At 62.8% G+C, this 26,548-nt stretch carries 32 protein-coding genes; 17 read left to right on the top strand and 15 right to left on the bottom strand.

Annotated elements, in window-relative coordinates; genetic code table 11:
* Nucleotides 1–38: 38 nt before the first annotated feature.
* The 3 genes from NKI37_RS14480 to groL all read left to right on the top strand — a co-directional run bounded on the left by NKI37_RS14480 (nt 39) and on the right by groL (nt 3,038).
* Complete coding sequence (locus NKI37_RS14480; protein WP_352790319.1) at nt 39–836, top strand: class I SAM-dependent methyltransferase; 798 nt, start codon at nt 39–41, stop codon at nt 834–836.
* Nucleotides 837–1,021: 185 nt separating this feature from the next.
* Nucleotides 1,022–1,318, top strand: a complete 297-nt coding sequence (gene groES, locus NKI37_RS14475; protein WP_006203049.1) for a co-chaperone GroES — start codon at nt 1,022–1,024, stop codon at nt 1,316–1,318.
* Between the two features lie 64 nt (nt 1,319–1,382).
* Complete coding sequence (gene groL / locus NKI37_RS14470; protein ID WP_023709705.1) at nt 1,383–3,038, top strand: chaperonin GroEL; 1,656 nt, start codon at nt 1,383–1,385, stop codon at nt 3,036–3,038.
* 71 nt (nt 3,039–3,109) lie between these two features.
* Here groL and NKI37_RS14465 read toward each other — a convergent pair whose 3' ends face one another.
* On the bottom strand, nt 3,110–3,718 hold the full coding sequence (locus NKI37_RS14465; RefSeq protein ID WP_023697706.1) for a TetR/AcrR family transcriptional regulator: 609 nt from the start codon (nt 3,716–3,718) through the stop codon (nt 3,110–3,112).
* A gap of 102 nt (nt 3,719–3,820) precedes the next feature.
* On the opposite strand from NKI37_RS14465, the gene NKI37_RS14460 reads away from it, so the two are divergent.
* Genes NKI37_RS14460 through NKI37_RS14450 form a run of 3 tightly spaced genes read left to right on the top strand, consistent with a single transcriptional unit; the run spans nt 3,821 to nt 5,721 of the window.
* The gene (locus NKI37_RS14460) at nt 3,821–4,831 is read left to right on the top strand and encodes a zinc-dependent alcohol dehydrogenase family protein (RefSeq protein ID WP_023689923.1); all 1,011 of its coding nucleotides are present in this window, start codon (nt 3,821–3,823) and stop codon (nt 4,829–4,831) included.
* Nucleotides 4,832–4,872: 41 nt separating this feature from the next.
* A complete protein-coding gene (locus tag NKI37_RS14455) occupies nt 4,873–5,319 on the top strand; it encodes an OsmC family peroxiredoxin (RefSeq protein WP_023689922.1) in 447 nt (148 codons plus the stop codon).
* Nucleotides 5,320–5,334: 15 nt separating this feature from the next.
* On the top strand, nt 5,335–5,721 hold the full coding sequence (locus NKI37_RS14450; RefSeq protein WP_023828901.1) for a nuclear transport factor 2 family protein: 387 nt from the start codon (nt 5,335–5,337) through the stop codon (nt 5,719–5,721).
* Between the two features lie 71 nt (nt 5,722–5,792).
* On the opposite strand, the gene NKI37_RS14445 is transcribed toward NKI37_RS14450, so the two are convergent.
* Both NKI37_RS14445 and NKI37_RS14440 read right to left on the bottom strand, forming a co-directional pair.
* On the bottom strand, nt 5,793–6,308 hold the full coding sequence (locus tag NKI37_RS14445) for an OsmC family protein (protein WP_023684308.1): 516 nt from the start codon (nt 6,306–6,308) through the stop codon (nt 5,793–5,795).
* Between the two features lie 57 nt (nt 6,309–6,365).
* A complete protein-coding gene (locus tag NKI37_RS14440) occupies nt 6,366–6,791 on the bottom strand; it encodes a GFA family protein (RefSeq protein ID WP_023734267.1) in 426 nt (141 codons plus the stop codon).
* 182 nt (nt 6,792–6,973) lie between these two features.
* Between NKI37_RS14440 and NKI37_RS14435 the strand changes: the two genes are divergently transcribed.
* Nucleotides 6,974–7,966, top strand: coding sequence for an AraC family transcriptional regulator (locus tag NKI37_RS14435; protein WP_023697711.1), 993 nt, complete (start codon nt 6,974–6,976; stop codon nt 7,964–7,966).
* 23 nt (nt 7,967–7,989) lie between these two features.
* Here NKI37_RS14435 and NKI37_RS14430 read toward each other — a convergent pair whose 3' ends face one another.
* The 8 genes from NKI37_RS14430 to NKI37_RS14395 form a co-directional block, all read right to left on the bottom strand.
* A complete protein-coding gene (locus tag NKI37_RS14430) occupies nt 7,990–8,601 on the bottom strand; it encodes a LysE family translocator (protein ID WP_023671507.1) in 612 nt (203 codons plus the stop codon).
* A gap of 69 nt (nt 8,602–8,670) precedes the next feature.
* The gene (locus tag NKI37_RS14425) at nt 8,671–9,051 is read right to left on the bottom strand and encodes a YkgJ family cysteine cluster protein (RefSeq protein WP_023684310.1); all 381 of its coding nucleotides are present in this window, start codon (nt 9,049–9,051) and stop codon (nt 8,671–8,673) included.
* A gap of 4 nt (nt 9,052–9,055) precedes the next feature.
* The gene (locus NKI37_RS14420; RefSeq protein ID WP_023671505.1) at nt 9,056–9,220 is read right to left on the bottom strand and encodes a hypothetical protein; all 165 of its coding nucleotides are present in this window, start codon (nt 9,218–9,220) and stop codon (nt 9,056–9,058) included.
* 1 nt (nt 9,221) lies between these two features.
* The gene (locus tag NKI37_RS14415) at nt 9,222–9,629 is read right to left on the bottom strand and encodes a hypothetical protein (protein WP_023671504.1); all 408 of its coding nucleotides are present in this window, start codon (nt 9,627–9,629) and stop codon (nt 9,222–9,224) included.
* On the bottom strand, nt 9,629–9,853 hold the full coding sequence (locus NKI37_RS14410; protein WP_023689917.1) for a hypothetical protein: 225 nt from the start codon (nt 9,851–9,853) through the stop codon (nt 9,629–9,631). Before NKI37_RS14410 ends, NKI37_RS14415 begins: the two co-directional genes overlap by 1 nt.
* Nucleotides 9,854–10,146: 293 nt before the next feature.
* On the bottom strand, nt 10,147–10,356 hold the full coding sequence (locus NKI37_RS14405; protein ID WP_023671502.1) for a cold-shock protein: 210 nt from the start codon (nt 10,354–10,356) through the stop codon (nt 10,147–10,149).
* 466 nt (nt 10,357–10,822) lie between these two features.
* Entirely contained in the window at nt 10,823–11,152 is a 330-nt protein-coding gene (locus tag NKI37_RS14400; protein WP_023824496.1) for a YciI family protein, read from the bottom strand.
* A gap of 81 nt (nt 11,153–11,233) precedes the next feature.
* Complete coding sequence (locus tag NKI37_RS14395) at nt 11,234–11,836, bottom strand: glutathione S-transferase family protein (protein ID WP_352790315.1); 603 nt, start codon at nt 11,834–11,836, stop codon at nt 11,234–11,236.
* Between the two features lie 171 nt (nt 11,837–12,007).
* On the opposite strand from NKI37_RS14395, the gene NKI37_RS14390 reads away from it, so the two are divergent.
* Nucleotides 12,008–12,187, top strand: coding sequence for a CsbD family protein (locus tag NKI37_RS14390; RefSeq protein WP_023671498.1), 180 nt, complete (start codon nt 12,008–12,010; stop codon nt 12,185–12,187).
* Between the two features lie 49 nt (nt 12,188–12,236).
* Here NKI37_RS14390 and NKI37_RS14385 read toward each other — a convergent pair whose 3' ends face one another.
* Nucleotides 12,237–13,361, bottom strand: a complete 1,125-nt coding sequence (locus NKI37_RS14385) for a metallophosphoesterase (protein WP_352790313.1) — start codon at nt 13,359–13,361, stop codon at nt 12,237–12,239.
* A gap of 129 nt (nt 13,362–13,490) precedes the next feature.
* Here NKI37_RS14385 and NKI37_RS14380 point away from each other — a divergent pair, with 129 nt between their 5' ends.
* The gene (locus NKI37_RS14380; protein WP_023671496.1) at nt 13,491–14,084 is read left to right on the top strand and encodes a hypothetical protein; all 594 of its coding nucleotides are present in this window, start codon (nt 13,491–13,493) and stop codon (nt 14,082–14,084) included.
* Nucleotides 14,085–14,102: 18 nt separating this feature from the next.
* Here NKI37_RS14380 and NKI37_RS14375 read toward each other — a convergent pair whose 3' ends face one another.
* Nucleotides 14,103–14,789 (bottom strand): TetR/AcrR family transcriptional regulator, encoded by a 687-nt coding sequence (locus NKI37_RS14375; RefSeq protein ID WP_352790311.1) that lies wholly within the window; start codon nt 14,787–14,789, stop codon nt 14,103–14,105.
* 85 nt (nt 14,790–14,874) lie between these two features.
* Here NKI37_RS14375 and NKI37_RS14370 point away from each other — a divergent pair, with 85 nt between their 5' ends.
* From NKI37_RS14370 to NKI37_RS14345, 6 genes are all read left to right on the top strand, one after another.
* On the top strand, nt 14,875–15,636 hold the full coding sequence (locus NKI37_RS14370; RefSeq protein WP_352790309.1) for an NIPSNAP family protein: 762 nt from the start codon (nt 14,875–14,877) through the stop codon (nt 15,634–15,636).
* A 128-nt stretch (nt 15,637–15,764) separates the two neighbouring features.
* Entirely contained in the window at nt 15,765–16,526 is a 762-nt protein-coding gene (locus tag NKI37_RS14365) for an SDR family oxidoreductase (RefSeq protein WP_031246519.1), read from the top strand.
* Nucleotides 16,504–17,616 (top strand): glycosyltransferase family 10 domain-containing protein, encoded by a 1,113-nt coding sequence (locus NKI37_RS14360; protein WP_352790306.1) that lies wholly within the window; start codon nt 16,504–16,506, stop codon nt 17,614–17,616. Before NKI37_RS14365 ends, NKI37_RS14360 begins: the two co-directional genes overlap by 23 nt.
* A gap of 576 nt (nt 17,617–18,192) precedes the next feature.
* A complete protein-coding gene (gene fumC, locus NKI37_RS14355) occupies nt 18,193–19,590 on the top strand; it encodes a class II fumarate hydratase (protein WP_352790303.1) in 1,398 nt (465 codons plus the stop codon).
* Between the two features lie 254 nt (nt 19,591–19,844).
* A complete protein-coding gene (locus tag NKI37_RS14350; protein WP_023694684.1) occupies nt 19,845–20,267 on the top strand; it encodes a DoxX family protein in 423 nt (140 codons plus the stop codon).
* 137 nt (nt 20,268–20,404) lie between these two features.
* Nucleotides 20,405–20,812 carry a DoxX family protein gene (locus NKI37_RS14345; protein WP_023712732.1) on the top strand — a complete coding sequence of 136 codons (408 nt, stop codon included), beginning with the start codon at nt 20,405–20,407 and terminating at the stop codon, nt 20,810–20,812.
* Between the two features lie 261 nt (nt 20,813–21,073).
* Here NKI37_RS14345 and ppx read toward each other — a convergent pair whose 3' ends face one another.
* Both ppx and NKI37_RS14335 read right to left on the bottom strand, forming a co-directional pair.
* Nucleotides 21,074–22,606, bottom strand: coding sequence for an exopolyphosphatase (gene ppx, locus NKI37_RS14340; RefSeq protein WP_023697723.1), 1,533 nt, complete (start codon nt 22,604–22,606; stop codon nt 21,074–21,076).
* Nucleotides 22,606–24,798: an RNA degradosome polyphosphate kinase gene (locus NKI37_RS14335; RefSeq protein WP_023671487.1), complete on the bottom strand. Its 2,193-nt coding sequence runs from the start codon at nt 24,796–24,798 to the stop codon at nt 22,606–22,608. Before NKI37_RS14335 ends, ppx begins: the two co-directional genes overlap by 1 nt.
* A gap of 234 nt (nt 24,799–25,032) precedes the next feature.
* Here NKI37_RS14335 and NKI37_RS14330 point away from each other — a divergent pair, with 234 nt between their 5' ends.
* Both NKI37_RS14330 and NKI37_RS14325 read left to right on the top strand, forming a co-directional pair.
* The gene (locus NKI37_RS14330; RefSeq protein ID WP_023705697.1) at nt 25,033–25,278 is read left to right on the top strand and encodes a zinc-finger domain-containing protein; all 246 of its coding nucleotides are present in this window, start codon (nt 25,033–25,035) and stop codon (nt 25,276–25,278) included.
* 19 nt (nt 25,279–25,297) lie between these two features.
* Nucleotides 25,298–26,536, top strand: a complete 1,239-nt coding sequence (locus tag NKI37_RS14325; RefSeq protein WP_352794476.1) for an FAD-dependent monooxygenase — start codon at nt 25,298–25,300, stop codon at nt 26,534–26,536.
* Nucleotides 26,537–26,548: the final 12 nt, after the last annotated feature.

Genomic DNA, 26,548 nt, shown 5'->3' with positions numbered 1-26,548 from the left:
GAAGGAAATATGTCCAGCCTTTCCCCAAACCGTTCCGCATGACTGAGCATTGGGACGCAATTCGCCGTCATTGGCGGCTTCTCGGGTCGCCGCTGTGTCCGCCCCCGGAAGCTGTCGCCGCCTATGAGCGCGAACTTAGCCTGCAATCAGTCGATGTGGTGCTGCTCGGGGTCACGCCGGAGCTTGCCGGCCTCGGAAGGACCATGCTCGCGATCGACGAGTCCACTGCCATGATATCGGGCATCTGGCCGGGCGATACCGCCTCACGCAAGGCGGTGATCGGCAACTGGCTGGAGTTGCCGCTGGGCGACGAAAGCGCCGGGGCGGTGATCGGCGACGGCTGCCTGTCGGCGCTGGACTCCTCGGTTGCACGGCAGGCGCTGCTTGCCGAGATCGCGCGTGTGCTGAAGTCCGGTGGGCGGGCTGCATTGCGCGCCTATGCAAGTCCTCAGGTACAGGATGATCTGCAGGAGGTCCGGGCGCTGACGCTTTCCGGTGGTGTCGCGACCTTCCACGAACTCAAATGGCGCATTGCCATGGCTTGTGCAGGCAGCGATCCCGACCGCGCCATTCCGGTGCGGGCGATCCTCGATGCCTTCGATGCGCTGTTTGCCGACCGGGAGGCCCTTGCCGCGACGACCGGATGGGAGGTGCCGGTCATCGGCACCATCGATGTCTATGCGAATTCGCAGACTGTCTACAGTTTCGCCCCGGCGGCGACGCTGGTCGAAGAGGCGAGCCGGTTTTTCGGCCGTGTCCGCCTCGCGCCGACAGGGACCTATGGGCTGGCTGAACGCTGTCCGCTTCTGGTGCTTGAATCGCCGCGGCGCCGATAGGGTCTGCCGTCGGATCGCGGCACGGCTCCAATTGGCACAATTGTGCTCACCGCGCGCCTTGACTCTCGAAAGCCACGCGCTTATTTCAGCGCGACGTTAGCACTCTCCACAGGTGAGTGCTAACGCACATCCGGCACCGCCGGATCGAGGAACAGCTCTCACCGTTCTCATTCGAGGAAGAAAAAATGGCAAAGTCGAAGTTCCGCCCGCTTCATGACCGCGTGGTCGTACGCCGGGTCGAATCCGAATCCAAGACCGCCGGCGGGATCATCATCCCGGATACGGCAAAGGAAAAGCCGCAGGAAGGCGAGATCATCGCTGTCGGCTCCGGCGCTCGCGACGAAGCCGGCAAGCTGGTCCCGCTGGACGTCAAGGCCGGCGACCGCATCCTGTTCGGCAAGTGGTCGGGCACCGAAGTCAAGCTCAATGGCGAAGACCTTCTGATCATGAAGGAATCCGACATTATGGGCATCATCGGCTGATTATCGGCCTCACCGTCAACTGAATTTCGGGCTTGATCGCAAGCCCCCTGCCAGGAGCTAAAAAATGGCTGCTAAAGACGTAAAATTCTCCCGCGACGCCCGCGAGCGCATGCTGCGCGGCGTCAACATCCTCGCCGACGCGGTGAAGGTCACGCTCGGCCCCAAGGGCCGCAACGTCGTCATCGACAAGTCGTTCGGCGCACCGCGCATCACCAAGGACGGCGTCACCGTCGCCAAGGAAATCGAGCTTGAAGACAAGTTCGAGAACATGGGCGCGCAGATGGTCCGCGAAGTTGCTTCGAAGACCAACGACATCGCCGGCGACGGCACCACGACCGCGACCGTCCTGGCGCAGTCGATCGTCCAGGAAGGCCACAAGGCCGTTGCCGCCGGCATGAACCCGATGGATCTGAAGCGCGGCATCGATCTGGCCGTCACCGAAGTCGTCGCGGCTCTCGGCAAGGCTGCCAAGAAGATCAAGACCTCCGAGGAAGTTGCCCAGGTCGGCACGATCTCGGCCAATGGCGACGAGTCGGTCGGCGCCATGATCGCCGAAGCGATGCAGAAGGTCGGCAATGAAGGCGTCATCACGGTTGAAGAAGCCAAGACCGCCGAGACCGAGCTGGAAGTCGTCGAAGGCATGCAGTTCGACCGCGGCTATCTCTCGCCCTACTTCGTCACCAACGCCGACAAGATGGTTGCCGAGCTCGAGGACGTCTACATCCTCCTGCACGAGAAGAAGCTGTCCAACCTCCAGGCCATGCTGCCGGTTCTCGAAGCCGTCGTGCAGACCTCGAAGCCGCTTCTTATCATCTCGGAAGACGTCGAAGGCGAGGCTCTGGCCACGCTGGTCGTCAACAAGCTGCGCGGCGGCCTGAAGATCGCCGCCGTCAAGGCGCCGGGCTTCGGTGACCGCCGCAAGGCCATGTTGGAAGACATCGCCATCCTCACCGGTGGCCAGGTCATCTCGGAAGACCTCGGCATCAAGCTCGAGAATGTCGGCCTCAACATGCTCGGCCGCGCCAAGAAGGTGTCGATCTCCAAGGAGAACACCACCATCGTCGACGGCGCAGGCAAGAAGGCCGAGATCCAGGGCCGCGTTGCCCAGATCAAGCAGCAGATCGAAGAGACCACGTCGGACTACGACAAGGAGAAGCTGCAGGAACGTCTGGCGAAGCTCGCCGGCGGCGTTGCGGTGATCCGTGTCGGCGGTGCGACGGAAGTCGAAGTCAAGGAAAAGAAGGACCGCGTCGATGACGCCCTCAACGCGACCCGTGCGGCCGTGGAAGAAGGCATCGTTGCAGGCGGCGGCGTCGCTCTCCTGCGCGCTTCGGCCAACATCAAGGTCACCGGCGTCAATGCCGACCAGGCTGCCGGCATCAACATCGTTCGTCGTGCACTGCAGGCTCCGGCCCGTCAGATCGCTTCGAACGCAGGTGCTGAAGCTTCGATCGTCGCCGGCAAGATCCTCGACAACAAGGGCGCGACCTACGGCTACAACGCCCAGACCGGCGAGTATGGCGACATGATCGCCATGGGCATCGTCGACCCGGTCAAGGTCGTTCGCACCGCTCTCCAGGACGCGGCTTCGGTCGCCGGCCTGCTCGTCACCACCGAAGCCATGATCGCGGAGGCTCCCAAGAAGGAGTCTGCTGGCGGCGGCATGCCTGGCGGCATGGGCGGCGGCGGCATGGGCGGCATGGGCGGCATGGATTTCTAATCCAAGCTATCCGGCTTATGCATACGGAAAGGGCGCCGAGAGGCGCCCTTTTTGTTTTGGAAAGCGGATGGTTAGGCGGCGCTGTCCGCCTGCCGCGCAACCTTGCCTGCAAGCACCGCCTGCTCGACAAGCGCCGCCACCTCGTCGGCCACCACCAGCACCGGGCCACGATCGCGGGTGGCCCTCGCAATCACCATCAGCCCTTCCAGCGAGGATTCGACCAGCAGTGCCAGGGCATGCGCCCGGCGTTCGGGCACTCCTGCCCTGACAAAGGCCTGTCGCAGCAAGCCGATCCATTGCTCGAAAGCCGATCGGCAGAGTTCCGCCAGTTCCGGCACATCGGTGGGTGAATCCAGCACCACCGGCGCGATGGGGCAACCCAGCGAAAAATCATTGTCCTCCAGCATGCGCCCGACCGACTGGTAGATGTGATGGACGGCCACTGCAGGATCGCTCTCGGCTGCCAGTGCTTCGCCCAGCCTTTTCGTGACGTCGGCAACGCTGTTGCGCGTCACCTCGATGACCAGTTGGTCCTTGCCGCCTGGGAAATGAAAATAGAGCGAGCCGCGCGGCGCCCCGCTGGCGCCCAGAATGTCGTTGAGCGAGGTGCCGTGATAACCGCGCTGCCTGAGCAACAGGCCTGTGGTCTCGAGTATGCGGGTGCGGGTGTCGTTGGCCATGTCAACCTCTGTCAGCAGTGACGCATTATAGGCCTTGCCAAGAATATGACAATCGGTCTATATAATATGTGGATCAGTCTATATACTATTAAGGAGAGTGACATGCGCAGCTACCGTCTCGAAGGGTTTGGTGGAACCGAATCCCTGGCGATGCGCGACGAGGCGCGGACGGAACCGAAACCGCATGAGATCGTGGTGCGAGTCCGCGCCGCCTCGCTCAATCGGCGCGACACGATGATCCTTGGCGGCACCTATCCCTTGCCGGCGCGGCAAGGCATCGTGCCGCTGAGCGACGGAGCCGGTGACGTCGTCGCAATCGGCGATGCCGTCACCCGTTTTGCCGTCGGCGACCGCGTCACCGGCAGCTACTTCGCCCGCTGGATCGATGGCCGCATCAATGCCGGTCTGATCGACCAGCTCGGCTGTACGCTTGACGGCATGCTGACTGAGTTTGCCGTGCTCGACGAACAATGGGCGGCGCGACTGCCCGATCATCTGAGCTGGCACGAAGCGGCGACGCTGACCTGCGCCGGCGTGACGGCCTGGAACGCGGTGACCGGGACCCGGATTCCGAAGCCTGGTCAATGGGTTCTCACCATCGGTTCGGGTGGCGTTTCGCTGTTTGCTCTGCAGTTCGCCAAGTTGCTCGGCTGCCGGGTTGTCGCCATCACATCGCGCGCGGAGAAGGCCGACAGGCTGCGGGCGCTGGGCGCCGACCTCGTTGTCTCCAGCACCGACATACCGGAATGGGGCGGCTGGGCGCGCGAGCAGACAGGCGGCATCGACCTCGTCGTCGAAACCGGCGGCCCGGCCACCTTCGCGCAGTCGCTGATTGCCAGCACGCTTTATGGACACATCGTGCTGCTGACGCTGCAGGACGCCAGTGGCAGATCGATCGAGATGCCGGCAGCGCTTTATCAGCGCAGCCTCGCCACCATCAGCCGCCTGTTCGTCGGCAGCCGCAGCAATCTCGAGGCCATGCTGCGCGCCGTGTCGCAGCATCGCCTCAAGCCCGTTGTCGACAGGGTCTTCCCCTTTGCCGAAGCCCCCGAAGCGTACCGCCACTTCCAGCAGGGCGACGTGTTCGGGAAGGTTGTCATCGACTGCGCCTGACCCAATTGCCCGCTTTTCAACCCCGAACCAGGAGAACGACCATGACCATCCGTGAAGCTTCCGCAGAATGGCAAGGCACGCTGAAGGAAGGCGGCGGCCGTCTGCGGCTTGGCAGCGGCGTCTTCGAAGGCGCCTATTCCTTTCCGTCGCGGTTCGAGAACGGTCCGGGCACCAATCCCGAAGAGCTGATCGGGGCAGCACATGCCGGCTGCTTCTCGATGGCGCTGACCTTCATCCTCGGCCAGGAAGGCCACGTCGCCCGCACCATCCGCACCGTCGCCAAGGTGCATCTCGGCGCGACCGCCGCCGGGCCGACGATCACCCGCATCGAGCTCGAAACGGAGGCGGAGGTCACGGATCTCGCCGAAGACGAGTTCGAACGCCTGGCGCAGTCGGCCAAGGCGACTTGCCTCGTCTCGCGCGCCTTGGCCGGCGTGCCTCAGATCACCCTAAAGGCCGTGCTGGTCAAAGCCGTCAAAGATCAATGAAACCGGGAGAATATGATGAAACAGGAGCTTATCATGGACGCAGCCGGGAATGATTTGTCCCGGCAGACGGCCGAGATCATGCATCGCTTCAACGATGTGTTCCAGCTGCACGATCCGTCCGCGCTTGCCGAGTTGGTGGCGCAGGATTGCGTTATCGAAAACACCGTGCCGGCGCCGGACGGCGCCCGCCATGCCGGCAAAGAGGCGTGCATTGACCTATGGTCGGCGATCGCCACCCAGCCCGGCACGCGCTTCGACCTCGAGGAAACCTTCGTCGCCGGTGAACGGGCGACGATCCGCTGGCGCTACTTCATGGCCGACGGCAACTCCATCCGCGGCGTCAACCTGATGCGTGTCGCGGACGAGCTGATCGTCGAGGCGATGGGTTACGTCAAAGGATAGAAGCGTTGCCCGGCACTCCCGTTCCCAGCCCGGAATCTCGCTCAAGTCGAGTTTCCGGGCCGGTTTTCTGGTCACTGGATGACGCGGTGCAGCTTCACCGTGGTGCTGGGACTGTTCTGGATGGTCTGGAAGATCACGCAATAGCGATCCGTGAGTTCGAGCAGTTGGTCGAGCTGACTTTGGGGAGCGTCGGTGTCGATGTCGAACCGCAAGCGGATTTCCTTGAAGCCGACTGGAACACCCGCAGTCACGCCGAGCGTGCCGCGAAGATCGACGTCACCTTCCGCGGAAACTTCGGCGGACCTGATCGGAATTTCGAGCACGGCCGCCGCCGCGCGCATCGAGACACCGGCGCATGCGATCAGCGCCTCCAGCAGCATGTCGCCGGAGCACAGTTCCTGGCCGCTGCCCCCGGCCATCGGATGGATGCCGGCAAGCGCCAGCCCGCGTCCGGTCTCGACCTGGCAGGTGACGGTGGACGCGTCGGCGACGCCTTTGGCCTTCAAGGTGAGGAACGCGGCCTTCGCATCCCTGCGATAGAGATCCTTGATCGGCTCCTGCGTGGCGCGAAATGTTGCGATTTCCATGAACAATCTCCTGTCTTGAATTGTCGTTGTCAAAAATGGCGAGCAGTGGCCGGGCCCTTATTCCGGCACCGCGATGCCGGAGCCGCCGAGCTCAGCCGGAAAGTCCCTGAGCTTGGGCAGCCCGTCTTTCATCGGCAGCACGGTCTCAGCGTAGTTGACGTGAACCCCAGGCGTGAATTTCACGCCTGGTATCGTTGCCGCATAGACATCGACCAGGCCGAGCGGCGGATGAACGGTCATCAGATGACCACCGCATTTCGTGCAGAACTGGCGATCGCTCATTTCGGTCTTCTCGAACCCGGACAGGAACTCCGCGCCCCTGGTGACCTTGACGTTCTGAGGCTTCCACAGCGTGAAGGCGTTCACGGGAGACGCCGACCACGATCGACACGAACCGCAATGGCAATAGCCCATTGCCTCGGCGGCTCCGTGCACTTCGATTTCCACGGCGCCGCAAAAACACCCGCCCTTATGTACCGTCATGACATTTGTCCCTGGTTGGTTTCGACAGCACTCAGCGCCCTCTCTCGGCAGCGCTTGAGCACCGGTGCAGGTTTAGGAGTTCTGGCCGCGAACTGAATGATACGGCGTCCGCCTCGCTTGACAGCGCGTCCGGAACTCGAAAGGGATGGCTGACCGGCTAGCCGGGTGCGGGACGAAACGGAATGGCCGGGGATGCTCTGTCTGACCTGTTGAGGACGGTACGCCTTACCGGCGCGACGTTTTTTGACATTGAGGGCCACGAGCCGTGGGCCGTCTGCTCGCCGGCGCCATCGTCCATCCTGCCGAAGATCCTGCCCGGTGCGGACCATCTGATCTCCTACCATGTGGTAACGGCCGGTCGCTGCTTCGCGCGCATCGTCGGCCAGGAAGCGATCGCGCTGGAGGCCGGCGAAGTCGTCGTCTTCACCAGGAGCGACCCGCATATTATGTCCAGCAATCCGGCGCTGCGCGCCGATCCGCCGACAGCCGACGTTCTCGACATCGCAACAGCCGGCCGGATGCCGTTTTACATCAACTGCGCCGGCGACGGCGCGACCTCGGCCAGGCTGGTTTGCGGCTATCTCGCCTGTGATGCACAGCCTTTCAATCCACTGCTCGAGGCTTTGCCGCCGGTGATCAAGGCCGGAGCTGCCAAAGGCGATGGCGGCTGGCTCAGCCAGTTCATCAACCTGGCTGTCACGGAGGTGGCGCAAAAGCGCGCAGGCAGTGAAACGGTGCTCACCAAACTGAGCGAACTGATGTTTGTCGACGTGTTGCGCCGTTACTTGGAATCGCTGCCGCCACAAACCACGGGATGGCTGGCTGGCCTGCGCGATCCGCACCTGGCGAGGGCACTGGCGCTGATCCACGACCGGCCGGCGCATAACTGGACGGTGGAGGCGCTGGCGAAGGACTCCGCGCTGTCGCGCAGCGTGCTCGCCGAACGCTTCACCAGGCTGGTCGGCATGCCGCCAATGCATTATCTCGCCAAATGGCGCATGCAGATCGCCTCGGAGCTGCTCAGCGCCGGCTCCAGCAACATGGCCAGCATCGCCGCTGAAATAGGATACGAATCCGAGGCAGCGTTCAGCCGCGCCTTCAAGAAGATGATCGGCCTTCCGCCCTCCGCCTGGCGTCTAGGCATCCGGACCGGATCCGGAACCGACGAAGAGTAGGCCGATGCCTGCCAGATCCTGTTCTATCGATCAGCAAGCGCCAGCTTGGCCCCAAGCATGACAAAGGCGCCGGCGAAGGTGCGGCGCATCCAGGTCAGCACCATCGGCCGCGACACGACATGGCTGCGGATCGAGGCGGCAAAGATGCCGTAAGCGACGAAGACGACGAAGGTCAGCAGCATGAAGACGCTCGAGAGTTCGAGCATCTTGGCAAATGCGTTCGGTTCGGTCGTGCTGACGAATTGCGGCAGGAAGGCAAAGAAGAAGATCGACAGCTTCGGGTTCAGGATGTTGATCAGGATACCGGAGGTGATGACCTTGGCTGCCGAGCGGGGTGCCGCGTTTTCATCGACGCTCAGGCCGCCCTTCTCGTTCAGCGTGTTCCAGGCCATGTAGAGGAGATAGGCGACGCCGAGATATTTCAGCGTCTCGAAGGCGACAGCACTTGTGTGCAGCAGCGCCGCCAGGCCGGTGATGGCGGCGGCCATATGCGGGATGATGCCAAGCGTGCAGCCGAATGCAGCAGTGATCGAGGCGCGCGCGCCTCGCGAAAGCCCGGCGCTCAGCGTGTAGAGAACGCCGGTGCCGGGCGAAGCCACGACGATCAGCGACGTCAACAGGAATTCGATGCTCATGGTTCCTCCAACGCCCTGCCCGTGGTGGAAGCTATCGGGGGATGTGGGATGAGGCAAGGTGGGCGTCGGCTAGATCGTTGGCATCCCGTGCGCCTTGCGCGCCATCAGGCAATCGTCGCCGCCAGGCATGCAGGCGTGGCAGACGTCCGGGCGGATCTCGTAGATGCCGCAGGCCGTGCGCTTGCCGATCTCGCCCGTAAGCGCCGAACAGCGCACGCCCTCGCAGCGCATGCCGGACAGGTCGGCGGACACGAACTTTTCCGGAATGCGGTCAAGTTGCGCATCGTCCTCGGTCGAGAAGCGCGGCCATTCGGCCGAGTAGGAACAGCAGGCGCCGCAGCTCTGGCAATCGAAAACCGGCTGGTCGTCCTGTTTTGACGACCGGATATCCCTGGCGGCCAACGCGACCAGCCCAGGCGCTGCGAGATTGCGATCGGCTTGGTGCGGCAAGGCGCTATTTCTTCTTGCCTGCCTTGCCCTTGGGCGTGGCGGCTGGCGCCTCGAACAGATCGGTCGCCGACGGTTCGGCGGCCTTCGGCGCGGCAGCGGGCTTGGCCTGCTTTGCAGTGGCAGCAGCCGGCGCTGCCGGCTGGTCCTTGGTGGAAAACTTTATGGCCATGTCAGTCCTCGTCGGAAAAGCGGGATGATGGTGCGCGCGGATTGCGCAAGCGGCCGATCAGCGCCGAGACCGCTGTGATGTTCATTTCCTCGGGCGACCAGTTCCTCGCCTCGGCAATGTGGTGCGCCGCCAGTTCGCGATGCGTGCTGCCGCTATAGGCGGCATCCTGGTAGGTCACGCGCTCCTGGGTCTTTTTGTCCTCGCGGACATATTCGACCAGATAGTTCGGAGCTTCGGCACGGCCGCGCACGCCGACGCGCACCTGGGCATCGCCATGCGCGCGCTTGCAGCGCTCGAGCTTTTCCAGCACACGGCGGACATATTCGACCGGCTTGTCCAGGCCCGGGACCATGGACGCGATGGTCGCATCGGCATCGATCGGCGTCGGCGGTACGCGCTTGGTGGCCATCAGCGTTTGCCTGCCCGCTTCGGCAGCGCCGCAAGGACTGCGGCCGCTGCCATGTCGTCGGCTTCCTTTTCCTTGCGCAGTTCGCGCAAGCGCGCGGTCTTGGCTTCGCGCGCCTCGCTGACGGCATCACGCTCGGACAGGATGCGGTTGAGTGACATCGACTGGGTTTGCGTCTTGCTGAACAGCGAGCCGGCCTGGTCGGCAGTCTTGGATTGAGTGGTCAAAACTTTCTCCTGTCGGGAGCCTGGTGCCGATAGAGCGAGAGCGGTCTTCGATTACGACCAAAGCAATACGGCAGCGGGGCAGTATGGGCGGTTCAGATTGCTGGATCGTCCCTTAGCACGTTCCGGCCGGCGTGCGGCGCACTTTTAGCGGCATGACGCACAAAATGAAAAAGGCCAGGCACCGCCTGACCTTCCATGAAAGCGCCGCGCATCCAGTTGGATGCGCAAGGCGCTCCTTTCAGCCTTTCATCGGTGCCAGTACATCCGTGGTCACCGGAAGGCCGAATTCCTTATCAGGCCGCCTTCAACTGGTCGGCGGACATCTTGCCCGACTTGTTGTCGCGGGTCATCTCGTAGCCGAGCTTCTGGCCCTCGACGATGTCACGCATGCCGGCGCGCTCTACGGCCGAGATGTGGACAAAAACGTCGGCGGAGCCGTCGTCAGGCTGAATAAAACCAAAACCTTTGGTGGCGTTGAACCATTTCACTGTGCCGGTGGCCATGAAGAACCCTTTCCCTGGCAAATATTCGTTCACCATCGTGCGACTGCACAACAGCGTTTTGTCTCGATTTTTGATGGGGAAGTTCGTCAAAGGCGCGCATCATGCGCGGATAACAAAAGTCGGTCAAACAAATATCGACATGTTTCTTATAGACTTCTTTTAGCGCCGAGTCAATTTCTGGTTTGGCCGGAGCCCAAATTCAACCTGAGGGTGCCTGAGGCATAAGCCTCAACTGACGAGGTGGCGGAGCTCAAGGCGTTCCAAAAAATATTCCACGCCCCGGAACCAATCGCAAGCCGGCGCATTTCCGTGGTGTCAGCAATTCAGAGAGCAATCTCGGTAATGCTGGCAAAAGAACGCCTCCCGCACATTAAACGGTGCGAGAGGCGTTCTTGTAAGTGCCCTTGTCTGACGCAATTCCCAGGGGAAAACCGTTTCACACTTTCCTTAAACTCACGCTGGCGGCCTACAGGATCGCGCTGATCAGCGGCAGGATCTCGTAGTGGAAACCGCGGCCGGAGCTCGACACCGGATCGCCGTCGGTGACCGCTCTTGCCTCGGCTTCGCTGCCGACACGCAGGATCAGCAGACCCCAAGGACCGGCCGGGTCGGCGACCGGCCCGGCCAGGATCATGGTGCCCTCGGCAAGCTTGCCGCGCAGATAGTCGGCATGCCGGCCCATCAACTCCCTCTCCTCCTCCGTCAGGGTGAAGGCGAAGTCCGGCCGAGGCGGGATCAGCCGGCAGTGGAAGATTGTTGGCGCGGTAGTCTCACGCGGTCCATCATTGCTGGCCATCGGTCACTCACCGTGATGTCATTAGTGGTCCTATTCGTCCGGGCCGGGTTCCGGCCAAGTCTCCTTCGCTGCTTCCGCATATCAGTGCCGCATCGCCGGCGTTGCCAACACGGCGTCGACGTAGGCGCGCGTGTCGGGCGCGAGCTTGCCGCCATAGGTGTCGAAGCGGGTGACGACAGGTGCATACATGGCATCGGCCGCGGTGAAATGACCGAACAGGAAGGGGCCGCCTTTGCCGTATTGTTCCCGGCACTGGCGCCAGATCGTTTCGATGCGCGCGCGCTGCATTTCGCCTTCGGCGTCGAGCGGCTTGTGGCCCTTCGGCCGGCGCAAATTCATCGGCCAGCCATAGCGCACCTCGCGAAAGCCGGAATGCATCTCGGTCGCCACCGAGCGAGCCAAGGCGCGGGCGCCGATATCCTGCGGCCAAAGTTTTTTCTCCGGAAACAGGTCGGCCAGATATTCAAGGATGGCAAGGGTTTCCCAGACAATCCTGCCATTGTGATTCAACACTGGCACAAGGCCGGTGGGCGAGACTTTCGCCAGAGCGGCAAAAGTCTCGGGCGTGCGCAGGCGCACGAAACCTTCCTCGAACGGGATCTCCAGATGCTTCATCGCCACCCATGGCCTCAGCGACCAGGACGAAAAGCACTTGTTGGCGATGATGAGCATAAATTCAGCCAAGGCGGTCTCCCCAAAATTTCGTCACACTAGTCACACGATACGACGCGGCAAAGCGTTTCGGCGACCATATAAGCGACCAGATGCGACGATGATCGCCGCCCAGGGAACCTAAGCCAAGCCGGCCCGTTTGCCTCCTGCGAATGAATCCCCGGAATCCCAGGAGATGCAAAGATGGTGAACAAGGATCAGGTTGCCGGCGTGGCCAAGCAGGTCAAGGGCTCGGTCAAGGAGGCCGGCGGCAAGGCGACCGGCAACAGGCAGACCCAGGCCGAAGGCACTGCAGACAAGACCGCCGGCAAGGTGCAGAAGGTCTATGGCGACGTGAAGGACAAGATCAAAAAGGCGCTCTGATTCGATCTTGCAGCAATGAGGAAGGCGGCTCAAGGCCGCCTTTTTCTTGTCAGAGGCTGAGACTCTTGCTGAAGGCGCTGGTGAACTTGACCTCGCCGTGGTCGCCGGCCGCCTCGCCCAGCACTACGTCCATGCAGTCCCCGGTTACCCTCACCAGCGCGAAGCCGCCCATATAGGCGGCCTTCGGCTTGAACAGGTCGAGGCCATCGCTCTTGTAGATCATCGGCACTTCGTGCTGATGGCCATGGAAGATGGCGATGACATTGTAGCCCTTCAGCGCCGCCAGCAGCGCCTGGCGGTCGGCCTCGCTCCACCAATGCGGCGCGCCTGCGCCGTCATCGTCATAGGTGCGCTTGGCCGGGTCCCAGCGCTCGACCGAGAAAGTGTCCCAGCCATAGTGCTGGAACAGGATGACGGGACGGCCATCCGCCGCGTAGGTCGCCAGATCCTGCTTCAGCCACGGCAGGCTGCTCACCGCGCCATGGCCGGTGTCGCCGGCAAAGCGGTGGGTCTGGACGAGATGCAGGCCGCCCCAGTCCCAGGAATAGCAGTCGGTGTCGACATCGTATTCGGTGGCCGGCACCGGCGGCTTGAAGAACACGCCGGGGCGGTGGTTGATCTCGACATAGTCGCGCAATTCACGCCGGTACCAGTCGACATGGGGCGGCGAGCCGTTCTGGTCGAGATCGTGATTGCCGAGGCCGACATAGACCGGCATGTGCACGCGATCGGGACCGACGCCCTGTTGATAGCGCTGGCTGAACTGCAACAGTTGCGTGCCTTCGCTGGGCTCGGTGATCTGGCCGCCGCCATCGTCGGTGATGTCGCCGCCGACAACGAGGCCGAGCGGCGCATCGATGCGGCTGCCGGCCGAACGCAGGCGGGTTGCAACGCCATCGATCTCGACTGGCCATTGCCGGCCGGCCAAGCCATTGAGGACAGCGACATTGCGCAACAGCGCGGCATCGGTCTTGCCTTCCTCCAGGCAGTTGGGGCTGAGGCCGCTCGACATGCGGCAGGCATGGACATCGGCGATGAACAGAAAGGTGGCGTCGATGGGCTGGATGCGCTTGCCGGTCTGGCCAAGCGCGGCGCGCGGCAGCATGCCAGCCATGGCAAGGCCGGCTGCCTGTGCGAGGAAATTGCGACGGGAGAGGACGAGCTTGCGATTCATGACCTGAAATTCAGCACAGCCGGCGCCCCACCGTCCAGTTGCCAGGAATGGCAGGTCGACACGGTACACTGGCTCTGGCATTTCTTGGGTCATGCTGGCGCGCGGCAAATACAAGCACAGGGGGATTTCATGAGAGCCGTTTCGATAGGCGTGGTGCTGGCTGGGTTGCTGCCGGCGGCTGCGGTGCATGCCGCCGATTGTGTCGACGCAAAATCGGCAAAGGCCGGCTTCGTTCTGGAAATGCCTGGCGTCCGCAGCGAGTTTCGGCCGGTGGCCGGCGGCATGGTGTCCGTCGCCAACACCTACGAATCGCAATCGCCGCAGACACAGTTCCTGTTTGCCGGCCTGGTCGAAGTGTTTCGCGACAGCGATACCGGACGGGTGGCGACGATCCCGTTTTCCGATCTGCGAAAACTGTTTCCGCTGAAGACGGGAGCCAAGAGCACGATCGAATTCGTCGAGCTGTCGCCGAACAAGCAGCCGAAGAGCACCAAGACGCTGAGCCTGGTCGTCAAGGGCAAGGAGACGTTCAGTGTCGGCGGCTGCAAATACAACGTGCTGGCCGTCACGGAGACCTTCAAGAACGGCGCCGGCGAAACGCTGGACACATTTACCGCGCTTTATGCGCCCGATCTGCAAGCGTCCCTCGCCCGGCGCTACGACGAAGGGACCAGCGCGGAATCGGTGAACGGTTACGAGACGATCAAGCCGCTTTCCAACTAGAACAGCGCAGTTCCGGCCTCAAGGTGTTCCCGGCCGCAGCAGGATCCTGCTACGCCGCTTCGCTCTGCTCGGGAATGGCGACGTTGAGCTGCCCTGAAGTTCGGCCAGGCAATCGCGCAGCACGCTGGCATCCTGTGCCGTCTTGGCCATCGACATGGCGCCGGAATAGGCGGCGATGGCGAGTGCCGCAAAGCGCTCGGGGTCGGTGCCCTGCTCCCTCCCCGACTGCTGGTCGGCTCGCACCTTGTCGGCAACCGCCTGACGCCATCCGGCAAAGATATCGTCCAGAGCGGCGCGGAAATCCGGGTCAGCGAGCGACAGTTCATGCGCCAGATTGTTGAGCGGACAGCCGCGCACGAAGCCTTGCTGCTCAAGCTCGGTCGCCACCGCCTCGAATACCGCGCGCACGCCTTCGCGCGCCGAGCCTGCCGCCCGTACAGGGTTGATCCAGGTTTCATCGAGGGCCGCTGCCACGCGCTCCTCGATCACCGCCAGAGCGAGCGCCTTCTTCGTCGGGAAATGATGATGCAGCGCGCCGCCGCTGACGCCTGCGGTCGTCATCAACTCGCCAAGAGCGGATGCATGATAGCCACGCGCCTGGAACGACGCTTCGGCGACATCGAGCACCTTGTTGCGCAGCCCTTCGGGATCGTTGGTGCGTTTTCGCGGCGGCCCTTTCGGAGCCCGAGCAATCTCTGCTGACATTTGCCAACGATAGCAGATTGACAAAACAGGACAACCGATCTGTTTTATAAACCGGATGATCATCCTGTTTTTTGGAGACGACACAATGACCGTACCCCTGAATGCGCCTGCAACGGCAAAACCGCTCGCTTCGCCTGTCGTCGAGTTGCGGCAGTACACGCTGAAGCCGGGCCGGCGCGAGACGCTGATCGACATCTTCGACAGTCGGTTCATCGAAGGCCAGGAACACGCCGGCATGACCATCATCGGACAGTTCCGCGACCTCGACCGCCCCGACATATTCGTCTGGCTGCGCGGCTTCGAGGGCATGGAAGCGCGGAAGCAGGCGCTCACCGCCTTCTATGACGGGCCGGTGTGGACGGCGCACCGCGACGCCGCCAATGAGACGATGATCGATTCCGACGATGTGCTGCTCTTGAAGCCGGCATGGCCAGGCGCCGGCTTCGATCTGTCAGGCGCGCAGCGAGGCGCCATGCCGCCGGATGGAAAGCTGAGCGCAGACAATCGCTTGACCGCTATCGTTGCCATCCAGATTCATCATCTGCGGTCTGGCTCCGAAGCCGATTTCGCCGGCAATTTCGAAACGGATGCCGTTCCGGTCCTTATCGGCGTCGGCGGACGGTTGCTTGGCGCCTTCATCACCGAGCACGCCGAAAACAGCTTTCCCCGCCTGCCGGTGCGCTTGAGCGAAAACGTCTTTATTGCGGTGACGGGTTTCAACAGTCCCGAGGCGCATGCCAGTTACGAAGCCGCAGTTGCCGCTTCGCCCCAATGGCAAGCGGCCGATGTGACCTGGCGGACCGAAACCTTGCGCCTGACGCCGACGTCGCAGTCGCTGCTGCGGTAACCGGATCGGCACGCGGCCAACCGAAGTTCATACTGAGCGATAGGCCGGCGGCTTGACCGCCCTCGCCGATCGGCATTGCCTTCGTGACGCGGGCAACAGCGAGAGCATTCGATGCGACTTGGCCTTCAATGAGACTTTCTGGCAAACGAGCATTGGTGACCGGCGGCTCGGACGGCATCGGCCTGGCGATATCGGAAGCTTTCTTGCGCGAGGGCGCCGACGTGCTGATCGTCGGTCGCGACACCAGCAAGCTCGAGACCGCCCGCGAGACACTTGCGGCGGAGGGCAACGTCGGCACCCAGTCGGCCGATCTCTCGACCTCTTCCGGCATCGATGCCGTGGTCGATCGCGCGAAAGCAACCGGCCCACTCGACATCCTCGTCAACAATGCCGGCGTCGCCTATCTGGTGCCGTTCGAGACCGTCACCGAGCACCTCTTCCAGCAATCCTTCGCGCTCAATGTGACGGCGGCGTTCTTCCTTACCCAGCGGCTGCTGCCGCATCTCGGCGCCAACGCCTCCGTCATCAACATCTCGTCCTACTTCGCCGACAAGATGATCCCGAAGCGGCCGTCGAGCCTGTATTCCTTGTCCAAGGGCGCGCTGAATTCGCTGACCAAGTCGCTGGCCTTCGAGCTTGGTCCGCGCGGCATCAGGGTCAATGCGATTGCGCCCGGCACGGTCGACACCGCCATGCGGCGCAAGTCGATCGACAACCTGCCGGCGGCAGCGCAAGCCGAGCTGAAAACCTATGTCGAGCGCAGCTACCCGCTCGGCCGCATCGGCCAGACCAGCGATCTTGCCGGCATCGCCGTCTATCTCGCCAGCGATGAGGCGGCGTGGACCAGCGGCGGCATTTTCGCGATCGATGGCGGGTATACGGCGGGGTGACCGTTTGGATGGCCCTCGGCCTCGAACAAGCGGAGCACTTGACCAAACTTCCGATACCGCGTCTGTCTGCAGATTGAGCAATGCTTCAGACATTCGTGGTGCCATGCCGTCTATCAATCCACTGATCCTCTTCTACACAACGTTCTTCAGCAAACCCGTCGATATCGCGTCGATACAGTGCGAAATGCCCGGGCGGTGGACACTGGACAAACGACGGATTTCCGAGGCCGCGGCAGTCGTCTTCCATATTCCGAACTTTCGCGAAGTTGGCGATGCCTACAAATACCCTGGTCAATATTGGGTCGCCTGGTCGATGGAATGCGGCCAAAACTACAAGCGACTTGCCGACCCCAAAATCATGCGGCACTTCGATATCATCATGACGCATGAATCCCGGTCCGATGTCTGGGTACCCTACCTTCCGCGTGCGGTGTGGTGGAAAGATGCGCTGGCCAGACCAATCGTGCCGAAAACGGAAGAAGCGCCGGTCGCACTCTTCCAGTCGGCCGGCCTGAATTATAGCGGCCGTGTCGATCTGGCGAACGAACTGGCGCGCCACATCAAGATCGATTCTTATGGCCGATATCGCAACAACCGATCGGTCTCTGGCCCCGATCTGGGCTCGAAGACCAAGATCGAAACCATTGCGCGGCACAAATTCTGCCTGGCCATGGAGAACTCGATCGAGGCCGACTATGTCACCGAGAAAATCTATGACGCGTTCATGGCGGGCACGGTGCCGATCTACCTTGGCGCTCCCAATGTGGACGAGTTCGTTCCGGAGCACTCCTTTATTGACGCCAGTGCCTTCGCCAGCGCCAGCGATCTTGCAGCCTATCTCCAGCGCCTGATAGCAACGCCGCAAGACTACGAGGCTTATTTCGACTGGCGCTCAAAGCCATTGCCCGACAATCTCGTCAAACGGGTGCAATCATTGGAAACACCCGCGTTCTGCAGACTGATGAGCGTCGTGCGCCAGCGTCTGGAGGCGCGGACAAGCACGCCTTCCGGACGGCGAACACTTCCGTTCGGCTATAGATCCTATCTCAGGACAAAGCTGCGCCGTTGGAGGAAAAAGGTTCCGAGCTGACGGTCCGCGATCAGGCGCGTTTCAGCAAAATACGGAGGACAAAGAGCGTCACTTGCGACGTGGAGACGGCTTCGACCTTGCCGCCATGCATCTTGGAAAACTCCGAGGCCATGTGGAGGCGCTCCCAGGGTGGACTTGAAATTCTCGGCTTCGCGATCCGAAGCTCGATCCGGATGCGATGCCGGATTTTGGACGGAAACTGAACAGAAGGACAAGTGCATAAGCTACCTCATCGCTGCTGTTGCCAGTGAGACGCCGGCACGGATGGTAGTTTGTGTGGCAGCGTCGCTCGTAGGTAGACGTGAATTGCGCATTGCTGATCCTGGGGGAAGTTTGCGTAGAGCAATCCGCCAGCTCGACATGATCTCATCGAGCTAAATCCGCAAGTTTCCGTCCACTTTATGGGATCAAGCCGCACTGAGGAGCAATTTCCTTCACACGAAAGTGGAGGGTGCAGGATTCCGAAGGGCGGCGCTACTGCTTCAACCGATTTACTGCCTGCCGGCCGCAATCTCTGCTTGAAGGCCATTGTGCAACGCGATACGCCGTTGCCGAATTCGATCGTCGGAGAGACAAGTGACCGCTGCCAGGACCAGAACCGAAACCGACACGTTCGGCCCCATCGAGGTTGCCGCCGACCGTTACTGGGGCGCGCAGGCGCAGCGTTCCCTCGGCAATTTCAGGATAGGCTGGGAAAAGCAGCCGGCCTCGATCGTGCGTGCGCTCGGCATCGTCAAGCGAGCGGCGGCGGAAGCCAATATGGAGTTGAAGCGGCTCGATCCGGCAGTCGGCAAGGCGATCATCGAGGCGGCGCAAGAGGTGATCGACGGCAAGCTGAACGATCATTTCCCGCTGGTCGTCTGGCAGACCGGCTCGGGCACGCAGTCCAACATGAACGCCAACGAGGTGATCTCCAACCGGGCCATCGAACTTCTGGGCGGCGTCATGGGCTCGAAGAAGCCGGTGCACCCTAACGACCACGTCAATATGAGCCAGTCGTCGAACGACACCTACCCGACAGCCATGCACATCGCGTGCGCCGAGCGCATCGTGCACGATCTGCTGCCGGCGCTGAAGCATCTGCACGCTGCGCTCGAGGTCAAGACGAAGGCCTTCGCCCACATCATCAAGATCGGCCGCACCCATACGCAGGACGCGACACCCCTCACGCTGGGCCAGGAATTTTCCGGCTACGCCGCGCAGGTGGCCTCTTCGATCAAGCGCATCGAGATGACGCTGCCCGGCCTGCAGGAACTGGCGCAGGGCGGCACCGCCGTCGGCACCGGCCTCAACGCGCCGGTCGGCTTTGCGGAAAAGGTGGCGGCGCGCATCGCCGACATTACCAGCATTGCCTTCGTCACCGCGCCGAACAAGTTCGAGGCGCTCGCCGCGCACGATTCCATGGTGTTCTCGCATGGCGCCATCAACGCGGCGGCCGCCGCCCTCTTCAAGATCGCCAACGACATCCGCTTCCTCGGCTCCGGCCCGCGCTCGGGCCTCGGCGAACTGTCGCTGCCGGAAAACGAGCCGGGTTCCTCGATCATGCCGGGCAAGGTCAACCCGACCCAATGCGAGGCTCTGACGCAGGTCTGCGTGCAGGTGTTCGGCAACAACGCCTCGCTGACCTTCGCCGGCAGCCAGGGCCATTTCGAGCTCAACGTCTACAACCCGCTGATGGCCTACAACTTCCTGCAGTCGGTGCAGTTGTTGGCCGACGCCTCGATCTCCTTCACCGACAATTGCGTCGTCGGCATCGAGGCTCGCGAAGACAACATCAAAGCCGCGCTCGACCGCTCGCTGATGCTGGTGACCGCGCTGGCGCCGACGATCGGGTACGACAATGCCGCCAAGATCGCCAAGACCGCGCACAAGAAGGGCACCACCTTGCGCGAGGAAGCACTGGCCACTGGGCTGGTCAGCGAGGCAGACTACGACCGGCTGGTGCGGCCGGAGGACATGACGCATCCGGGTTAAGCCATTCCAGGGAAAGTGCCTTGCGTTTCCTCGGGAAGCGCGCAGCCCTCTTCTTGGGGATTGCGTCAACTAGAAATCCGAATTTGTGGCGGGACAATTTGCTCCCGCCGCTGCTGGCCGCGACAAGAATTTTGCGTCGGTCGAACGATCCCGAAATGTACGTCCTGTGAACAATGTGTCGCCGGACTGGCGGCTTTGGTGAACAGTCGGCTTGGTCTATCTGACGGGACATCAACCCTTTTCGGAGAGCCACCATGTCCATCAACACTTCCGCTGCCGGCGCCGGCATCGCGTCCAACAGTTCCACCACCATCCTGCTCGGCCGCATCCTGCTCGCCGCCATCTTCCTGCTTTCCGGCTTCGGCAAGCTCACCGCCATTTCGGGCACCGCCGGCTATTTCGGCGCCATGGGCCTGCCGGTGCCGACCGTAACGGCCATTGTCGTCGGCCTGATCGAATTGCTCGGCGGCCTTGCCGTGCTCGTTGGCTTTCAGACCCGCATCGCCGCCTGGGTGCTCGCGGTCTTCACCATCGCCTCGGCCTTTGTCGCCCATACCGGCTGGGCCGACCAGAACCAGATGATCCATTTCCTGAAGAACGTCGCCATCACCGGCGGTTTCCTGCTGCTGGCTTCCTCGGGCCCTGGCGCCTACTCGATCGATGCCAAGCGCGGCTGAGCTTTCCCTTCCCAAGCCTGAAAAAAGCGGCGTGGAATTTTCCACGCCGCTTTTCGTTGTCTGCCCAAGCGCACGCTCGTCCCATCCCTGCTAGGATCGGTCTCGAAACAGCCGGCGGACAGACAACGGAGATCACCATGCCCCGCGATGCATTGCTTCTGATTTCCCGGCTGCTGCTCGCCGCCCTGCTCGTTCCCTCCGGCTACCACGCGCTCGCCGACATTGCCGGGACGACCGGCTATTTCGCCGGCCTCGGCATGCCATTGCCGACGCTTGCCGCCTGGGGCACCGGGCTGTTCGAGTTGATTGCCGGTCTCTTGATACTGGTCGGCTTTCAGACGCCGGTCGTTGCGATACTTCTTGCCGCTTTCTGCATCGTTGCGGGCTCCATCGGCCACTACGGCCAGGGCGGCGATGACCCGATGCTCACCTTCCTGCACCAGCAGATGCTGATGAAGGATATTGCTATCGCCGGTGGATTCCTGGCGCTAGCCATGGCCGGCGCCGGGGCCTGGTCGATCGACGGGCGCCGCGCCGCGGTCTGATATCGTCAAATATCGTCCCGGTTGAACCATCGATGCCCGAGGCAGGTCGACCCCCACTCCGTCTCGGCTTCGCCGAGCCACCTCTCCCCCGATCGACGGGGTAGAGGAAGGGCGCGAGCCTATTGCCGCCAACGCTTTCCAACGAGGCTCCCTTCCTTTCCCTCCGGAGGGGAAGGTGGCGCTGCGAAGCAGCGACGGACTGAGGAAGCCGGTCCTCGAACGCGAGTTCGACGACGACATGGTTTTGCTGTCAGGCCGCGCCTACTTCACCGACACGCTCTGCCCACCCTCGACCGCCAGCACCAGCCGGCGGTTGGTGATCCGCGCCAGTTGCGCCAGCCGTCCGGCCGGGCGTTCGCCGTAAAGATCGGAAAGTGAGGCCGGCAGCACCAGCGCCAACGTGCCATTGCCGCGGTTTTCCCATTTCAGCCGCGGCATGACGCCGGGCATGGCCGCAGTCAGCAGATAGACGACGCGCAGCACCGCCGCCAGGATGCGGGCGCGCTCGAGATAGCGCGGCGTCGCCAGGCCGCGGATTTCCGGCGCCGCATCGTTGAACACGCCTTCGTGGCGGAACAGGCCGACCAGCGCCAGGAAGGCACGGCCGGGGTGATCGACGCCAATGAAGGAGGCGTGGGCAATGATGTTGAGCGACTGCTTGCCGCGATATTCCGGGTGTGCGCGCCAGCCTATATCGGCCAGCAGACAGGCAGCGTGGCGATAGCGCGCCTCATCCTCCGTCTCGTCGATGCCGAAGGCGGCAAAGGTCTTGTCCGTCCATTCGACAAGCTCATGCGCATGGGTGACCGAGCGCGACCGCAGCCGCGCCAGTTCCTCCGAAGCGGAGACCAGCGGATCGGCCTTCTGCTCGGCAGGGTCGAGCAGCGAATAGAGAAACCCTTCGCGCACGCCCAATGCCGAGACGATGATCTTCGACGGCTGCATCGCCGCCATGATCTCCTGCAGCACGACCGCGCCATAGGGCAGCAGCGAACGGCGGTTCTTCGACACGCCTTCGATGCCCTTGACCTTCTCGATCTCGCCTTTCGCCACCTGCTTCAGGAAATTGGCGGCGCTTTCGACACCGATCTCATAGTGGTGCATGACGCCAAGCGGGTAGTTGGTCATTTCCATGTGCAGCCGGGCAAGGTTTCGCCAGGTGCCGCCAACGGCGTAAAAGGGCCGTCCCAGCCCGCCCTTCAACAATTTGGCGCGCGCCAGTTCGTCGCGGGTGATCTTTGCCGCCTGGGCGAGCGAATTCCTGGCCATGTCCTGCAGCCGCAGGCCACCCAGCGGCAGCGTGATGCCGTCGCCGATCGCCTCGCCATTGATGTCGATAAGCTCCAGGCTGCCGCCGCCAAGATCGCCGGCAATGCCATTGGCGGGGTGGAAGCCCGAAATGACGCCAAGCGCTGAATAATGCGCCTCCTGCCGGCCAGTGAGCACGCGGATCTCGGTCTTGAGCACATCCTGGGCGCGGTGGATGAAGTCGGGTCCGTTGATCGCTTCGCGGGCCGCGGCCGTTGCCAGCACAAACATGTGCTCCGCACCCGCCTGGTCGGAGAGCGCGCGGAAACGGCGGAACTCCTCCATCGAGCGCGTCACCGCCTCGGGATCGAGCTTGCCGGTCGAAACGATGCCGCGGCCGAGACCGGCCAGCATCTTTTCGTTAAACAGCAAGGTCGGCGAGCGCGCCAGCCCTTCATAGACGACAAGGCGGATCGAGTTCGAGCCGATGTCGATGATGGACAGCGGCCGGCGATCCTGCAGCCGGCCTTGGGACGTTGAAATCATCAGCCGGTGTTCTTCTTGCGACGCTTGAACTGCGCGATGCGCTTGGGCGCATGCGACTTCAGCGCGTCACCCCGTCCCGACAGGCTCGGATTGGTCATGAAATATTCCTGCGCGTTGAACGGTTCCTCACCCTCCTCCAGCACGACGCGCCGGGAGGTTCCGTCAGCCAATACGTCGAAACTTTGCTGGTTGTCCATGATGTTGCCCAGCATGATCTGGCCAAGGATCTGTTCATGCACCGTCGGATTGGTGATCGGCACCATAGTCTCGACGCGGCGGTCGAGATTGCGTGGCATCAAGTCGGCCGAGGCGATGTAGACGATCGCCTCGTCCGACGGCAGGCCATGGCCGTTGCCGAAGCAGTAGATGCGGCTGTGTTCGAGGAAGCGGCCGACGATCGACTTGACCCTGATGTTTTCCGACAGGCCGGGCACCTGCGGCCGCAGGCAGCAGATGCCCCGCACGACGAGATCGATCTCGACGCCGGCACGGCTGGCGTCATAGAGCGCGTCGATGATGTTGGGATCGACGAGCGCGTTCATCTTCATCCAGATGCGCGCCGGACGGCCAGCCAGCGCGTAGGCGACCTCGTCGGCAATGTGCTTGAGGATACGGCTGCGCAGCGTAAACGGCGAGATGGCGATCCGCATCTCATCGGTCGGCTCGGCATAGCCGGTGATGAAGTTGAACAGCTGGGCGACATCGCGCGCGATCGTCGGATCGGTGGTGAAGAAGGACAGGTCGGTGTAGATGCGCGCGGTCACCGGATGGTAGTTGCCGGTGCCGAGATGGACATAGTTGCGCAGCTTGCCGTCCTCACGCCGCACCACGAGCGACATTTTCGCATGGGTTTTCAGTTCGAGGAAGCCGAACACGACCTGGACGCCGGCGCGTTCGAGGTCGCGCGCCCAGCGGATGTTGGCTTCCTCGTCGAAGCGCGCCTTGAGCTCGACCAGGGCGGTCACCGACTTGCCGGCCTCGGCCGCGTCGACCAAGGCGCGCACGATCGGGCTGTCGTTGGAGGTGCGGTAGAGCGTCTGCTTGATCGCCACCACCTCGGGGTCGGCCATCGCCTGGCGCAGGAATTGGACCACCACGTCGAAGGACTCATAGGGGTGGTGGACGACGATGTCCTTCTCGCGGATGGCCGCGAAACAGTCGCCGCCATGCTCGCGGATGCGCTCGGGAAAGCGTGGATTGTAGGGGGTGAACTTCAGGTCGTCGCGTGGCACGGCGACGATCTCGGAAATCTGGCTGAGCGCCAGCGGGCCGGTCAGAACGCTGATGCGGCTCGAAGAGACGCCAAGCTCGCCGGCGACGAACTCGCGCAATTCACCGGGCATCGACTTGTCGAATTCGATGCGGATGACCGAACCGCGGCGGCGCCGCTTCAGCGCCGTCTCGAACAGGCGCACGAGATCTTCCGACTCTTCCTCGACCTCGATATCGCTGTCCCGGATGATGCGGAAGGTGCCGGAACCCTTGACCTCATAGCCGGGGAACAGCTTGCCGATATAGAGGCCGACAGCCTCCTCCAGTGGAATGAAGCGAACGTGCTGCTTGCGGTCGGGCAGGCGGATGAAGCGCTTCAGCGCCACCGGCAGGCGCAGAAGCGCGCTCATCTCCTCGCCATTCTTGCGGTGGCGCAATTGCAGCGCCATCGAGAAGCCGAGATTGGGAATGAACGGAAACGGATGCGCCGGGTCGATCGACAGTGGAGTCAGGACCGGGAAGACCTGGTCCTGGAAATGATCTTCCAGCCAGACTTTCTCATCCTTGGTCAGTGCATCGCGGGTGATGCTCTCAATGCCTTCCTTGTTGAGCAGCAACATCAGCGCCGAAAGGCTGTTCTGCTGGTCCTCCTGCAGCCGCTCGACCTCGCGCAGCAATTGTTCCAGCTGCTGCTCCGGCGTGCGGCCGTCGGGGCTCTTGAGCGCAATGCCTTCGCGCACCTGGCCGGCAAGGCCGGCGACGCGGACCATGAAGAATTCGTCGAGATTGGCGGCTGAAATCGACAGGAAACGGACGCGTTCGAGCAGCGGATGGTGCTGGTTCTGGGATTCCTCGAGCACACGCCGGTTGAACTGCAGCCAGGAGAACTCACGGTTGACGAACCGATCGGGGTTGCCGCCCTCGGGGCTCGCCACTTCGACATTGATGAATTCGCTCTGCACCGGCTTCAGTTCGTTCATGGTTCCTGCTCTTCCCCCGCCAACCGTCCCTTGGAGCGCCGCTGGACGTGCCATGCCTCTAACACGCTTTTGTGGCGCATGACCCTTCGGCGAAAACCGTTCCGATTTCAGGGACATGCACTTAACCGGCTCAACGTATCCTCTGACAGGCTTTTGCGACAGTTTCATTTCATCGATCTTGCAAACAGGCCTGTTATGTTCCAGATGCTTTTCGACGAGATCAAGGAGACGACGATGGCAGGCGGTTCCATTCCCCATTTCCAGAACGATGCGGGCCATCCGGCAATCGACATCGGCGTCAAGGAATTCATGTGCACCGGCGCCAACCCGCCCTTCGACCACCCGCATGTGTTCCTCGACATGGGCGACGACAATGAAAAGGTCTGTCCCTACTGCTCGACGCTCTACCGCTATTCGGCGAAGCTGAGGGCGACGGAAACGCTGCCGGCCGGTTGCCTTTATATCGACCAGGCCGCCTGATCCTTCCGCGACAAGCCCGATGGAAGACATCAGGTCCCGGCAGGTCATAATCGCCGGGGCCGGCATCGCCGGGCTGACCGCTGCCCTTGCCTTCGCCGGACGGGGTTATCCGGTAAAGCTGATCGAACAGGCACAGCACCTAGACGCGGCCGGCGCCGGCATCCAGCTTTCGCCCAACGCAACACGCATTCTTCGACAACTCGGCGTGCTCGACCGGCTGTTGCCGGCAGCGTTGCGGCCGGAAGCGGTCGTGCTCAAGGACGCCGGGACGCTGCGCGAACTGGCGCGGGTACCGCTCGGGCACGCCGCCGAAGCGCGCTGGCAGTCGCCTTATCTCGTTGCTCACCGCGCAGATCTGCAGGCAGCGCTGTTGGCGCAAATGGCTGAACGGCCGGAGATTGAGCTCATCACCGGCGCCCGCGTGACCGGCATCGTCAAAGACGCGCAATATGTCGCCGTGACCGCCGAAGTGGACGGCCGCGAGATCGAGGCAGGCGCCAAACTCCTGATCGGCGCCGATGGCGTCTGGTCGGCGGTCCGGGCGCAACTCGCAGGCGAGGACTTCGTCAAAAGCCGTTTTTCGGGCGAACTCGCCTGGCGGGCTACAATCGCAGGCGACGGTGCGGCCGGAGAGGCCTTTGCCGCGATCGGCGCCGCCGACTGCGTCACCACGTTCCTGCATCCAGGCTTCCACATGGTCGCCTATCCCGTCAGCAAAGGCCGGGCCTTCAATCTCGCCGCCTTCACCAAGGGTGAGCGCATGGCCGAAGGTTGGTCGGGCCATGCCGATCCCGCGATCCTCACGGCTGCCCTGCGCGGCACCGCGCCGGGCCTGACGAAGCTTGTGGCACTGGCCGGCCCATGGACGGCCTTTCCGATCCACACCGTCGAACAACAGCGGTGGACGAGCCCGCAGGGCATCGCGCTGATCGGCGACGCCGCGCACGCGATGACGCCGTTTGCGGCGCAAGGTGCCGCGATGGCGATCGAAGATGCCATCACGCTTGCCGACGCTATCGCCGATTTCCCTGGCGATCTGCCCAGAAGTTTTCGAATCTGGGAAAATCTTCGGCGGCCGCGTGTCGCCAAGGCCGCGCGTCGTGGGGCCGTAAACCGCCTCGCCTGGCATGCTGCCGGCCCGGTGGCGATCGCCCGCAATCTGTTCCTGGCCATGCGCTCGCCCGACAAGCTCGCCGCCGACCTCGACTGGCTCTATGGATGGCGAGCGGACACTCGGCAGTCCAGATCGTCGACGTAGCGATCCTTCCCA

It is taken from the genome of Mesorhizobium sp. M0626, assembly GCF_040320665.1.
GTDB lineage: Bacteria > Pseudomonadota > Alphaproteobacteria > Rhizobiales > Rhizobiaceae > Mesorhizobium.
The sequence above is the reverse complement of the archived record's forward strand: the minus strand, read 5'-3'. Positions and strand labels throughout refer to the sequence as shown.